The organism is Saccharospirillum sp. HFRX-2 (assembly GCF_043196805.1).
In the GTDB taxonomy this organism is placed as follows: Bacteria; Pseudomonadota; Gammaproteobacteria; order Pseudomonadales; family Natronospirillaceae; genus Saccharospirillum.
The window spans coordinates 175,847-188,411 of sequence record NZ_JBEBMU010000006.1 but is presented as its reverse complement, the minus strand read 5'-3'; the positions used below and the strand labels follow the sequence as shown (position 1 = coordinate 188,411).

Sequence of the window (12,565 nt, the reverse complement as noted above, 5' to 3'; positions counted from 1 at the left end):
ATGAGACCATTTGCGTTAGTGGCTTTGGTTTTTATGGGTTTAAATGCCTCGGCCGCCGACTGGGATAACCCCAGCGAACGTTACAGCGACGCCTATAAAGCATACCTCGATGCGCGTTGCCCCATTCCGGAAGACGGTATCGATCATTATGTCTATTTCGCGCGCGATCGTGATGCGCTTCGAGATCATCCGTTACTGACGTCCGATCGTTTTTCTGGTGCGCAGATTATGTACAGCTGGCGGGAGTTAGAACCGCAGCGCGGCGACTATGATTTTTCCGCCATCGAGACGGACCTTGCTTACCTGAAAGCGCACGGCAAACAACTCTTTGTGCAACTGCAGGACACCACTTTTTACGATATCTATGTGGCCGCGCCAGAATACCTGCTCAGTGAGGAATTCGATGGCGGAGTGGTGCAGCAGTACACCGATGAGGGCGTATCGGAAGGTTGGGTAACCAAGCGTTGGAATGCCGATGTTCGCACTCGTTTTGCGGCTTTTTTAACGGCTTTTGGTGAGCGCTTTGATGGCGAAATAGCGGGCATTAATTTGCAGGAAACAGCCATTGGCGTCAGCAATGAGACGGATCCGAGCTTCACGCCTGAAGGTTACGTTGAAGGCTTAAAAGCCAATATGCAGGCACTGGCGGATGCCTTTCCCAATTCCATCAAATTGCAGTACGCCAACTTTATGCCGGGCGAATGGCTGCCCTGGGAAGATGAAGGTTATTTGCGCTCAATCTACGAGCACGGCAATAACATCGGTGTTGGTTTGGCCGGTCCGGATTTAATGGTGCAGCGCAAAGGCCAGTTGAACCATACCATCGCCATGATGCACGAACACCAGTACAGCGTGCCCTTGGGCATCGCCATCCAGGATGGCAACTATATTGGCGCGACCAATTCCGATCGCATCGAAACCGATCGCGCCAATCTGGTGCCTCTGCTGCATGCTTTTGCTGAGGACTTTATGGGCGTGTCACTGATGTTCTGGAGTAACCAGGAACCTTATTTCAGTGAAGACGTTTTGCCCTGTTTTACTGCTCAACGTTGAGCGTTTCATTACCAAGGGTTCGGTCCGTTTTCACCCGTGAAGGTGAAGCCTGAAAAGGTGCCGGTCGGGCCATCGTCATCGAGCAGTGCCAGGCGCACAGCTTCGGCCGCGCCTTCTTTGACGGTCCTGTTGCCATAGAAGTTATTAAACTCTGTAGCAGTAGGGCCCGGGTTGGCCGCGTTGACTTTAATGCCGCTGTCTTCAAGCTCGATAGCAAAAGCCAGAGTGAAGGCATTGAGCGCGGTTTTTGATGGTCCATAGAGGGCACCAAAATGCGCTCGCATCGGAAAGTTCGGATCGGCATGAGCGCTGAGCGAACCTGCACCGCTGGAGACCATAACGATGCGTGCCGCCGGAGCCTGACGCAGCAAAGGCAACATGGTCTGGGTGACCACAAAGGCGCCGAAGACGTTGGTTTCAAACATCTGTCTGACGTCGTTAATGGACGCCGTGCTTGGTTTGGCTGCCTGGGTGATTTCTTCCAGCGATAGGCTGCCCGTGCCGGCATGAGCAATGCCCGCATTGTTCACCAGCACATCAAGCTGGCCATAGGTTTCGGCGATCTGCTGTTTGGCAGCTTCGATGGAAACCGCATCAGTAACGTCGAGTTGAATCGCCTGAGCCTGTGGTCCCAGCTCTTGTGCCGTTTGTTGTCCTTTACTCAGATCGCGCGCGCCAATCAGCGCGATAAAGCCATGCTCAATCAACTCCAGTGCGATCTGGCGGCCGATGCCTTTGTTGGCACCGGTGACGAGTGCAATTTTCTGGGTAGTCATGTTTTTTCCTCTGGGTTATAAACGGATCGTTGTTCCGAATAATATGGAGCAAAGTTCCGTTTTGCAAATAAATGGATCAATGTTCCGTATTTTGGCAGAATGGCAGGCATCAGGAAGGAGGGACGTTGTGAGTCAGTCGGAGTTCAGCGGGCCAGCAAAGACGCCCATGCGGGCCGATGCCAAGCGCAGTCTGGAGGCCATTTTGACGGCCGCTTTGGCGGTGTTTGCTGAATCGGGTGTCGATGCGCCGGTACGGGAAATTGCCCAGCGCGCAGGGGTCGGAGTGGCGACCCTGTACCGCCGCTTTCCGCAACGATCGGATTTGATCGTCGCGGTATTTCAGCGTCAGGTCGATGCCTGTGCCGATGCTGCCCCGCAGTTGGCACAGCAATATGCGCCCGCCGATGCACTGGCGCATTGGGTGCAGCGTTACGCTGATTTTATTGTCACCAAACGCGGCCTGGCATCGGCGCTGCACTCAGGCGATCCGGCCTACAGTGCATTGCCTGCATACTTCGATGCGCATCTGCGCCCGGCACTGCAAAGCCTTTTAGATGCGGCCATTGCTGCCGGTGAGGTGCGCGACGATGTTGATCCTGATGAGCTGCTGCGTGCGGTTGGAAACCTTTGCTTGTCCGCCAAAGAAGATCGCCTGGATACGGCCCGACGCATGGTCAGCCTATTGGTCGATGGTATGCGTTACGGAGCGGACCAATGACACCCGAGCAGATTGGTCAGGCTTACGACGGTATTACTCACCTCTGGCAGCGCGACGACTTTAATCGTGACAACGGTATGGCTCAGCACCGCCGAGCTTTGGGCTTTGTCGAGGGCCGAGGTGCGGCGCTTGATGTGGGCTGCGGTTGCACCGGTCGTTTTATTGACTGGTTGCAAAGTGAAGGTTTTACCCCGGAGGGCGTCGATGTCTCAGCCCAAATGATTGAACTGGCGCGGCAAAAACATCCGCAACTGAGCTTTTATCATCAGGATATTTGCCAGTGGCAATTAGCAAAGCGCTATGACTTTATCACCGCCTGGGACAGCATCTGGCATATTCCGCTGAGCGAGCAGAAGCCGGTGTTGACGAAGTTGGTGAAGGCACTGGAGCCGGGCGGGGTGTTGCTTTTCAGTTGCGGCGCAACCGATGAGGCCGGGGAACATACGGACGATTTTATGGGACCGGAGGTGTTGTATTCGTCTCTGGGTGTCAATGGTTTCTGGCAGTTGTTCAGTCAGCTGCCGTGCCGGATACGTCACTTTGAAGTCGATCAGTATCCGGAACTGCACGCTTATTTTATTGTCCAGAGAACTTAGACTGAGACTTCGTGCATCTTGTCAAAGTCGCCGTTGTCGAACGCATCCAGGTTGCCCAGGGTAACGTCGGCAATGGCCGCCAGCGCTTCTTTGGTAAAGAACGCCTGGTGACCGGTGACCAGCACATTGCGGAAGGTCAGTAAGCGGGCGAAGGTGTCGTCGCGCAGGATGGCATCGGAATTGTCTTCAAAGAAAAGATCCGCTTCTTCTTCATAAACATCCAATCCCAGATAACCCACCTTGCCGGATTTCAGCGCTTCGATAACGTCCTTGGTTTCGATCAGCGCGCCGCGGCTGGTGTTGATGATCATCACGCCGTCTTTCATCTGCGCCAGGGTATCGGCGTTGATCAGATGGCGGGTAGCGGGCATCAGTGGGCAGTGCAATGAAATTACATCGCTTTCGGACCAGAGTTGTTCCAGTGGCACATAGAGCGCGCCGGCTTTTTCGACGTCTGGATTAACGTAAGGATCGCTGCAAATCACCCGGCAACCGAAACCGCTCATGATGCGCACAAAGGCGGCGCCGATTTTGCCGGTGCCGATGACGCCGATGGTCTTGTTGTGCAGATCGAAACCGAGCAGACCGTGCAGTGAATAGTCGTTTTCGCGGACCCGGTTGAAGGCGCGGTGGGTGTTGCGATTCAGGCCCAGAATCAGAGCCACAGCGTGTTCGGCGACCGCATAGGGCGAATATTCCGGTACCCGGGCGACGCGGATGCCGAGCCGTTGTGCTGCGGCCAGATCGACGTTGTTAAAGCCGGCACAACGCAATGCAATCAGCGCCACGCCTTGGCGGTGCAGTTCGCTCAGGGTGTCGGCATCAACGGTATCGTTCACGAAGCAGCAGACCGCTTTGTGGCCCTGGCTGAGGGCGGCGGTCTGTGGGGTCAGGTGGGCTTCCAGGTAGGTGAATTCATGCCGGCCCTGGTTGGCGGCGTCCAGCGAATGTTGGTCGTAGGCTTTGCTGCTAAAAACGGCGACTTTCATAGCGATTCCTTGTCTGACTTCACCAGCCTTACTATACCGGCCTTAAGCAACCGCCAAGTTAACCCAGATCAATTAAAGTGAATGCGCTCGCCGTCGAGTATCAGGCCGGTAACACGGAATTCTTCGCGGATCTTGCCGTCTTCTTCGCGGGTAAAGCGTAGCGGGACGAAGCCCAGCTCCGGCGCAATCCAGATGCGCTTGCGTTCTTTGCGGCGCAGTGGCGCGGTCTGATCAATGATCAAGGTATCGACGCTGCCGCCGGCAATGCGCAGGCGTTCTTCACCGACCACACGGAAGGCAAAATCATCGACTTCGTCTTCACGGAAGACATCAAATTCCATCTCACGCATGCCCGCTTTCAGGCGTTGTTGTAGCACCAGTTGGTAGCCCAGCGCATCGTAAACACCGCTGCCGACAGGCTCATTGACGTCTTCGCCGTCCACTTCGCCAACCACGCGCTGTGCCAGATGATCGAAAGTCAGGTGTTGGCGATTACGCGACCATAAAATTTTGGTGTCGGAGCTGTACCGCAGCGGCCGGATATCGCCGTCTACCACCGTCGTCCAGCTGTCTTCGCGCAGATGGATGCCGCGCGTTTCGGCATAGAGTTGATAGTGCCATTCTCCAGCGTCGTTTTGCTGCAAGCGAATGTGACCGTCGGCGCTGATATCGACCAGGCCATAGCGGGTCACTTCTATTTCGGCTTCGAATGGGACGAGCGGTTCTGCCAGGGTGATTAACGGCAGAACCAACAGTGCGGACAGACTGAATCGTTTAAGGTTCTTCATGATTTGCAGTATCCAGCAGACGACCGGTGTTGGGAAGGGGGGCTCCGTCGAGAAATGCCTGATTGTTGACCAACGTCAAACGATTTTCGGCAAACCATCGAACCACGCTCGGATAGAGTCGGTGTTCCTGGGCCAGCACGCGTTTGGCCAGATCACTGGCAGTATCGCCAGCTTTAATGGGCACACTCGCCTGGGCGATGGGCGGACCGCCATCGAGCTCGGCGGTGACAAAATGAACCGTGGCGCCAGCCTCAGTATCACCAGCGTCCAGGGCGCGCTGGTGAGTGTGCAAGCCTGGGTATTTGGGCAGCAGGGACGGGTGAATATTGAGCATGCGTCCCTGATAACGCTGCACAAAGCCGGCGGTCAGAATGCGCATAAAGCCGGCCAGGGCAATCAGGTCCGGCTGATACTGATCGATGCGCTCGGCGAGAGCCGCATCGAAGCTTTCGCGATCAGAAAAGTCGCGATGGTCAATCACCTCGGTGGCGACACCGGCCTGCTGCGCACGCTGCAAGCCGAAGGCGTCGGCTTTGTTGGCGATGACGGCGACCACGTCAGCCGGAATGTCGCCGTTGCCACAGCCATCGAGCAAGGTCTGCAGGTTGCTGCCGCCGCCACTGATCAAGACAACCAGTCGGGTCACGCCAGCGGACCATCCAGAATAACTGCTTCGTCGCGACGGCTTTCGATCTGACCGATGACCAGTGGTTTTTCGCCGGCAGCGTGCAGAATGTCCAGAGCGTTGTCGGTTTGATTCGCTGCCACAACCAATACCAGACCAATGCCACAGTTAAAGGTCCGCGCCATTTCTCGGTTACTGATATTGCCCGCTTGCTGCAACCAGTCGAACACCGGCGGCCGTTGCCAACTGCTGGTATCGATGCGAATGGCGAGTGAATCCGGCAGTACGCGTGGCAGGTTTTCATAGAAGCCGCCACCGGTGATGTGCGAGATAGCGCCGACCTGATGCTGTGCCAGCAATTGCAGTACCGGTTTGACGTAGATACGCGTTGGCGCCATCAAGGCATCGGCCAGCGTTTGCTCGCCGAGGCTTTGCTGCAGATCGGCACCGGAGACTTCCAGTACTTTGCGAATCAGCGAGTAGCCATTGGAATGCGGGCCGGAAGAGGGCAGGCCAATCACCTTGTCGCCCGGGCGCACGGAGGTACCGTCGATGAGCTTGTCTTCTTCGGCAACGCCGACGCAAAAACCGGCCAGATCATAGTCTTCGCCCTGATACATGCCCGGCATCTCAGCGGTTTCACCACCGACCAGGGCGCAGTTGGCCTGGCGGCAACCTTCGCCAATGCCTTCAACCACCTGGGCCGCGATGTCGACTGACAGCTTGCCCGTGGCGTAGTAATCGAGGAAGAACAACGGTTCGGCACCGCAGACAATGAGGTCGTTGACGCACATGGCGACCAGGTCGATACCGATCTGGTCGTGTCGATCCAGATCCATGGCCAGACGCAGTTTGGTGCCAACGCCGTCGGTGCCGGACACCAGTACTGGCTTGCGGTAATGGCTGGGGATTCGTGTCAGCGCGCCAAAGCCACCCAGACCACCGATAACTTCGGGGCGACGGGTCGATTTAACCGTGTCTTTAATGCGTTCAACCAGGGCATTACCGGCGTCGATATCGACACCTGCATCTTTGTAACTGAGGGGTTTGGGCGCGTCCGTCATTCTATGGCTCCGTCGGCGGGCGGTGGCTAGGCGCGCGGATTGTAGCAGGCCCGACGCCGGGAAACAGCTTGACCATCCGGTCAACTTGGCCCGGCTTCCTTGGGTTGATCGAAACGGACGTTTATTGGCCAATCAAATTTGTAATATAAAATATTATATTATATATTTTTCGAGCGATTTGTTTGAGCCGTACGTCGCACCAACAACAATAAAATAGAATTGAGGCTAACCATGAAAAAGACCGTCCTGGGCCTTGCCCTAACTTCGCTCCTTACCCTCTCACAATACGCTGCTGCCTTAACCATTGGCTTTTCTCAGGTCGGTTCTGAGAGCGGCTGGCGCACAGCATTTTCCGAATCCATGATTGCTGAAGCCGAAGCGCGCGGTATCGATCTGCGTTTTTCTGATGCTCAGCAAAAACAGGAAAACCAGATCAAGGCCATCCGCAGCTTTATCGCTCAGGGTGTCGATGCCATTGTCGTTGCACCAGTGGTTGAAACCGGCTGGCGTCCCGTCTTTATGGAAGCTCGCCGCGCTGGCATTCCCGTCTTTATCGTTGACCGTAACGTCGATCTCGGCGACGACAGTCTCTACGTCACCCGCATTGCCGCTGACTTCTCCAACGAAGGTCGTGCCGCTGCTAACTGGCTGATGGACGAAACTAACGGCAACTGCAACATCATCGAGCTGCAGGGCACCGTTGGTTCCAGTGCTGCGCTTGATCGCATGGCGGGCTTTGGCGAAGTGATTGCCGATTACCCGAATGCGAGCATCATCCGCACTCAGACCGCTAACTTCACCCGTACCGAAGGTAAAACGGTGATGGAAGCCATGCTCAAAGCCGAAGATCCGGATGACATCTGCGCGGTTTGGGCGCACAACGATGAGATGGCGCTGGGTGCCATTCAGGCCATGGAAGAAGCCGGTCTGAACCCGGGTGAAGACATCCTGGTGGTTTCTGTTGACGCTGTGGATGACATCTTTGTCGCGCTGCACGAAGGCAAAGCCAATGTCTCTGTTGAGCTGAGCCCGCACCTGGGTGAGCCGGTGTTCGATGCCGTTGAAGAGTACATGGATGGCAAGCGCGATTTCGACAAGTGGATCATGATGGAAGGTCGCGTCTTTACTCAGGATAACTACCTCGACGAGTACAATCGCCGCATGGGCAACTAAGCCCGACTAATATCGCCATCAACAACAATAAAAGAAGGTGAGTTCGCCCGCGTGATCGCCGGTCACGCAGGGCGAACATAGTGCGACTATGGATAACGAAAATCTGGTTTTATCGCTGCAGGGTGTGGTGAAAACCTTTCCCGGTGTCAAAGCGCTGAATGGTGTCGATTTCAAACTCCGAGCCGGTGAGATTCACGCCTTGTTGGGTGAGAACGGCGCGGGTAAGTCGACCCTGATCAAGGTGATGACCGGGGTGTATCGCCGCGATGCCGGTGACATCCATCTCAATGGCCAATTGATTCATCCGACCAGCACCGGTGACGCTCAGGCTTTGGGGATCAGCACGGTCTATCAGGAGGTCAATCTGGTCCCGAATTTGTCGGTTGCCCAGAATCTGTTTTTGGGGCGTGAACCCAAACGCTGGGGACTGATCGACTGGCGTACTCTCTATCGCCAGGCGCGCGACCTGCTGACCGATTACGATCTCGATATCGACGTCACTGCGCCGGTGTCGCAATACTCGGTGGCCGTTCAGCAATTGGTCGCCATTGCGCGTGGTGTGTCCATGTCAGCCCAGGTGCTGGTGCTGGACGAACCCACCGCCAGTCTCGATTCCGATGAAGTAAAAACCCTCTTCAATATCATGCGTTCCTTGCGTGAGCGGGGTATTGGTATTGTCTTTGTGACCCATTTTCTTGATCAGGTTTATGCCGTTTGCGACCGCATTACCGTATTGCGTAACGGCAGTCTGGTCGGCGAGTTTGAGGCGGCCAAGCTGAGTAAGCACGACCTGGTCAGCCATATGTTGGGCAAAGAGTTGAGCCAATCGCTCAGCGCGCCCCATAAGCCGAGCGCAGCGGCCGATGCCGGTGGTCTGCTGAAATTGACCCAAGCCAGCAGCACTCAACTGGAACCGATGGATTTGAGCGTTGGTGCTGGTGAAGTGGTGGGTTTGGCGGGTTTGCTGGGTTCTGGCCGCACTGAAGTGTGTCGGCTGGTATTCGGCCTGGATCATTTAGCCGGCGGTCAGCGCGATGTTTGCGGCAGTCCGGCGAGGTTTCGTACCACTCGTCAGGCGGTGCTGGCGGGTATCGGTTTGTGCCCGGAAGACCGTAAGCGCGATGGCATCTTTGGTCCCATGTCGATTCGCGAAAACATCATTATGGCGCTGCAAAGCAAGCGTGGCTGGTGGCGTTACATTCCCATGGCGCGGCAGAAAGCTCTGGCCGAGGAATACGTTAAGGCGTTGAACATCGCCACCTCCGACATCGACAAACCCATCGACCAACTCAGTGGCGGTAACCAGCAAAAGGTGATTTTGGCGCGCTGGCTGGCGGCCAAACCCAGTTTGCTGTTACTCGATGAACCGACGCGCGGCATCGACGTTGGCGCCCATGCTGAAATCATCCAGCTGATTCGCCAACTGTGTCGCGATGGTTTGGGCTTGTTGGTGGCTTCGTCCGAGCTGGACGAACTGGTGGAATTTTCCGATCGGGTGGTGGTGCTGACGGATCGTCGTAAGGCCGCCGAAGTCAGTGGCGCCGATGTCACTCAAGAACGCATTTTGCAGTCCCTAGCCGAAGGCTGAGCTGATCATGACTTTACTGAATCTCAGCGCCGATGCCCGGCGCTATATCTGGCCTCTGGCCGGACTGGCAGCTTTGCTGCTGGTCAATCTGGTGGTGACACCGGAGTTCTTTCATATCGACATCATCGATGGGCGCCTCTATGGCAGCTTGATCGATGTCGTAAACCGCGCCGCACCGGTGGCCTTGCTGGCCATTGGCATGACGCTGGTGATCGCGACCGGCGGCGTTGATCTGTCGGTCGGCTCGGTGATGGCCATTGCCGGGGCGGTGGCTGCGGGTTTGATTGTCAGCGGCGTCGACAATGTGGTGCTGATCGTGGCTGGCGGTCTGCTGGCCGGTGTTGCCGGCGGCCTGCTTAACGGCATGCTGGTTGGTTTTCTCGGTATTCAGCCGATCGTTACGACCTTGATTCTTATGGTGGCCGGTCGTGGTGTGGCGCAGTTGATCAATGCCGGTCAGATCGTCACTTTTCACCATCAGGCGTTCGGCTTTCTCGGTTCCGGTCATCTGTTCGGTCTGCCATTCCCGATCATTATCGTGGTGCTGGTGTTCGTATTGCTGCAATTGCTGATGCGCCGCACGGCTCTGGGGCTCTTCGTTGAAGCCGTGGGTTGTAACAGCCGCGCCAGTCAGTACGTTGGTATTAACCAGCGTTTGGTTAAGTTGATGGTGTACTGCATTTCCGGTCTGTGTGCGGCCTTTGCCGGCATGATCGCCACAGCCGACATATCCGGCAGCGACGCCAATAACGTCGGTCTCTGGCTCGAGCTTGATGCCATCCTGGCGGTGGTGATTGGCGGCGCCAGCCTGATGGGCGGACGCTTCTCAATAGTGTTGTCGATCATCGGCGCGCTGATCATCCAGGCGTTGAGCATCACCATCATCATCAGCGGTGTTCCGCCCAAATTTAATCTGCTGATCAAGGCCGCGGCGATCATCATTATTCTGTTGCTGCAATCGCCTCAGTTCCATCGGCAGATGACCTTGTTGCGCCAGACCTGGAGATCGGCATGACGCGTCATAAGTTTTTTCCGTTATTCGTCACCCTGGCGTTGTTTCTGTTGATGTTTTCGACCGGCGCCATCCAGTTTGAAAACTTCGGCACGCTGCGGGTTTTTGTCAACCTGCTGACCGACAACGCCTTCCTGCTCATTACCGCTGTGGGTATGACCTTTGTCATCCTCTCTGGCGGCATTGATCTGTCGGTGGGTTCTACCATCGCCTTGAGTGGTGTCATGATCAGTGTGTTATTGACCCACTTTGGCTGGCATCCGATTCCGGCCTTTATCCTGGTGCTCGGTTTCGGCACCCTGTTCGGTGCCACCATGGGCGCCATCATCCATTTTTATCGGTTGCAGGCCTTTATTGTGACACTGGCGGGGATGTTCTTTGCCCGCGGTCTGGCGCAGGTCATCAGCTCGGAATCGCTGCCGATCAATCATCCGTTCTACGACACTATCGCCATGGCCGGTTTCAGTCTGCCGGGTAACGCCTGGCTCGATACCAGTACCATCATCAGTCTGGTGGTGCTGGTGTTGGCGATTGGGCTGGCTAACTTCAGTCGTTTCGGTGGTCGCGTCTATGCCATCGGTGGCGATGCGCATTCGGCGGCCTTGATGGGGGTGCCGATGGCGAGCACCATTATTGGTGTCTATGCGCTGAATTCCTTCCTGGCGGCGTTGTCCGGTATCGTTTTCAGTTTCTATACCTTCTCCGGTTATTCATTGGCGGCGGTGGGTGTGGAGCTGGATGCGATTGCCGCTGTGGTGATCGGCGGCACCTTGCTCAGCGGCGGCCGTGGTTATGTCATCGGCACCCTCTTTGGCGTGCTGATCATGGGCGTGGTGCAGACCTACATCTCCTTCGATGGCAGCCTGAGTAGCTGGTGGACCAAGATCGTCATTGGGCTCTTGCTGTTTATCTTCATTGCGCTGCAAAAGGTGATGTCCAGTCGGCAGCAGCAACTGGCCTGATGGTCGTGCAATAAGCAGGCAGGTGGTGTGGCCTGGTGCCTGATTTTCTCATCGTCCTCTGTCACAATAGCGCTCTTTGCCAAGTTGAGAAGACGAAGATGTCTGTGCGAATTCTGCTTGCTCTATTGCTGGCCTGTGTGGTGGCGCCAGCCTGGTCCGCCCGAACCTTGGACCTCTATTCCGAACAAGCCGTGCTGGCCCAGAATGCCGGTCAGGATGATCAGGACGAAGCCGTTGCCGAAGCCCTCAGCCGAGTGTTGATCCGGGCCACCGGTAACGACAGTGTGACCGAGCTTGAGCCCATAGCGGCGGCGGTGGAATCTCCCAATCGTTTTCTTTCAACCTTCCGCTTTGAACGCAGCGACGTCACTCTGACCAACGTCCTGGGCGAGTCAGTACCGACCAAGCTGATGGTCATGCAGTTCGATCGCGGTGCGGTCGAGCAATTACTGATCGACAACAGCCTGCCAGTCTGGGGCAATAAGCGCCCGGTGACCCTGGTTTGGCTGGCGGATCGTCTGGAAGGTGACGATCACATTCTGGCCGACAGCGAACAGGGTTCTTCTGCCCAACGACTCAAAGACTATTCGCGCGAGCGCGGTATCCCGTTGACGCTGCCAATCATGGATCTGGATGACACCCTGAACGTCGACTTTACCGATGTGTACGGCCTGTTCGTCGATAACCTCGAGACCGCTTCTGAACGCTACCAGCCTGATGCCGTCTTGATCGGTCGGTTATCGCGCCAGGGTAATGAGCTTCAGGCGAACTTTGTTTATCGCCTTCAGGATGAACGCCGCCGTTATCAGGTTACTGCCAGCACTCGCTCGCGTTTGATGGAAGCGCTGGTGGACCAGATGTCGATCCGTCTGGCCAACCAGTATGCGGTGGTTCTGGATCCGACGCTGGCCGGTCAGCTGTCGCTGCGCATTACCGCCGTCGACAACCTGGCTACTCTGGCTGAGGTGGAACGTTATCTGCAGTCGCAGAATCTGATCACCCGTGTGACCCTGCGTCAGGTCGAGCCGGACGCGGTGCGTTTTGATCTGGAAATCAGCGGCAGTGAAGGCCAGTTGCGCGATATTCTGGCGCTCGATGATCGTCTGTCTCAGTACGATGATGTGTCGGTCGAAAGCCGCGATGATACCGAACTGCTGTATCAGTGGGTGGCCAACGCCAATAACTTTTAAGGCCCTGGCCCGCAATTGTTAGACCTTGGAT

The 12,565-nt window shown here is 56.2% G+C and carries 13 protein-coding genes; 8 read left to right on the top strand and 5 right to left on the bottom strand.

Annotated features, from left to right (window positions below; translation table 11 throughout):
- Positions 1–1,053 carry a hypothetical protein gene (locus tag ABMA60_RS13725; protein WP_392804046.1) on the top strand — a complete coding sequence of 351 codons (1,053 nt, stop codon included), beginning with the start codon at positions 1–3 and terminating at the stop codon, positions 1,051–1,053.
- Between the two features lie 8 nt (positions 1,054–1,061).
- Here ABMA60_RS13725 and ABMA60_RS13720 read toward each other — a convergent pair whose 3' ends face one another.
- The gene (locus ABMA60_RS13720) at positions 1,062–1,829 is read right to left on the bottom strand and encodes an SDR family NAD(P)-dependent oxidoreductase (protein WP_392804044.1); all 768 of its coding nucleotides are present in this window, start codon (positions 1,827–1,829) and stop codon (positions 1,062–1,064) included.
- 127 nt (positions 1,830–1,956) lie between these two features.
- Between ABMA60_RS13720 and ABMA60_RS13715 the strand changes: the two genes are divergently transcribed.
- Together ABMA60_RS13715 and ABMA60_RS13710 are read left to right on the top strand one after the other, a co-directional pair.
- The gene (locus tag ABMA60_RS13715; RefSeq protein ID WP_392804042.1) at positions 1,957–2,547 is read left to right on the top strand and encodes a TetR/AcrR family transcriptional regulator; all 591 of its coding nucleotides are present in this window, start codon (positions 1,957–1,959) and stop codon (positions 2,545–2,547) included.
- The gene (locus tag ABMA60_RS13710; RefSeq protein WP_392804041.1) at positions 2,544–3,143 is read left to right on the top strand and encodes a class I SAM-dependent methyltransferase; all 600 of its coding nucleotides are present in this window, start codon (positions 2,544–2,546) and stop codon (positions 3,141–3,143) included. Before ABMA60_RS13715 ends, ABMA60_RS13710 begins: the two co-directional genes overlap by 4 nt.
- Here ABMA60_RS13710 and ABMA60_RS13705 read toward each other — a convergent pair.
- From ABMA60_RS13705 to purM, 4 genes are all read right to left on the bottom strand, one after another.
- Positions 3,140–4,132: a 2-hydroxyacid dehydrogenase gene (locus ABMA60_RS13705; RefSeq protein ID WP_392804039.1), complete on the bottom strand. Its 993-nt coding sequence runs from the start codon at positions 4,130–4,132 to the stop codon at positions 3,140–3,142. The two genes, ABMA60_RS13710 and ABMA60_RS13705, sit on opposite strands and share 4 nt — an antisense overlap.
- A 68-nt stretch (positions 4,133–4,200) precedes the next feature.
- Positions 4,201–4,920, bottom strand: a complete 720-nt coding sequence (locus tag ABMA60_RS13700; protein ID WP_392804037.1) for a DUF3108 domain-containing protein — start codon at positions 4,918–4,920, stop codon at positions 4,201–4,203.
- On the bottom strand, positions 4,907–5,566 hold the full coding sequence (gene purN, locus ABMA60_RS13695) for a phosphoribosylglycinamide formyltransferase (protein ID WP_392804035.1): 660 nt from the start codon (positions 5,564–5,566) through the stop codon (positions 4,907–4,909). Before purN ends, ABMA60_RS13700 begins: the two co-directional genes overlap by 14 nt.
- On the bottom strand, positions 5,563–6,609 hold the full coding sequence (gene purM / locus ABMA60_RS13690; protein WP_392804033.1) for a phosphoribosylformylglycinamidine cyclo-ligase: 1,047 nt from the start codon (positions 6,607–6,609) through the stop codon (positions 5,563–5,565). Before purM ends, purN begins: the two co-directional genes overlap by 4 nt.
- Positions 6,610–6,840: 231 nt before the next feature.
- Between purM and ABMA60_RS13685 the strand changes: the two genes are divergently transcribed.
- The 5 genes from ABMA60_RS13685 (at position 6,841) to ABMA60_RS13665 (ending at position 12,534) form a co-directional block, all read left to right on the top strand.
- Entirely contained in the window at positions 6,841–7,782 is a 942-nt protein-coding gene (locus ABMA60_RS13685; protein WP_392804031.1) for an ABC transporter substrate-binding protein, read from the top strand.
- 88 nt (positions 7,783–7,870) lie between these two features.
- The gene (locus tag ABMA60_RS13680) at positions 7,871–9,370 is read left to right on the top strand and encodes a sugar ABC transporter ATP-binding protein (protein WP_392804029.1); all 1,500 of its coding nucleotides are present in this window, start codon (positions 7,871–7,873) and stop codon (positions 9,368–9,370) included.
- A gap of 7 nt (positions 9,371–9,377) precedes the next feature.
- Positions 9,378–10,385, top strand: a complete 1,008-nt coding sequence (locus ABMA60_RS13675) for an ABC transporter permease (RefSeq protein WP_392804027.1) — start codon at positions 9,378–9,380, stop codon at positions 10,383–10,385.
- Positions 10,382–11,344: a galactofuranose ABC transporter, permease protein YjfF gene (yjfF, locus tag ABMA60_RS13670; RefSeq protein ID WP_392804024.1), complete on the top strand. Its 963-nt coding sequence runs from the start codon at positions 10,382–10,384 to the stop codon at positions 11,342–11,344. The genes ABMA60_RS13675 and yjfF overlap by 4 nt, the downstream gene beginning before the upstream one ends.
- Before the next feature lie 98 nt (positions 11,345–11,442).
- Positions 11,443–12,534, top strand: coding sequence for a DUF2066 domain-containing protein (locus ABMA60_RS13665; RefSeq protein WP_392804022.1), 1,092 nt, complete (start codon positions 11,443–11,445; stop codon positions 12,532–12,534).
- Positions 12,535–12,565 lie beyond the last annotated feature (31 nt).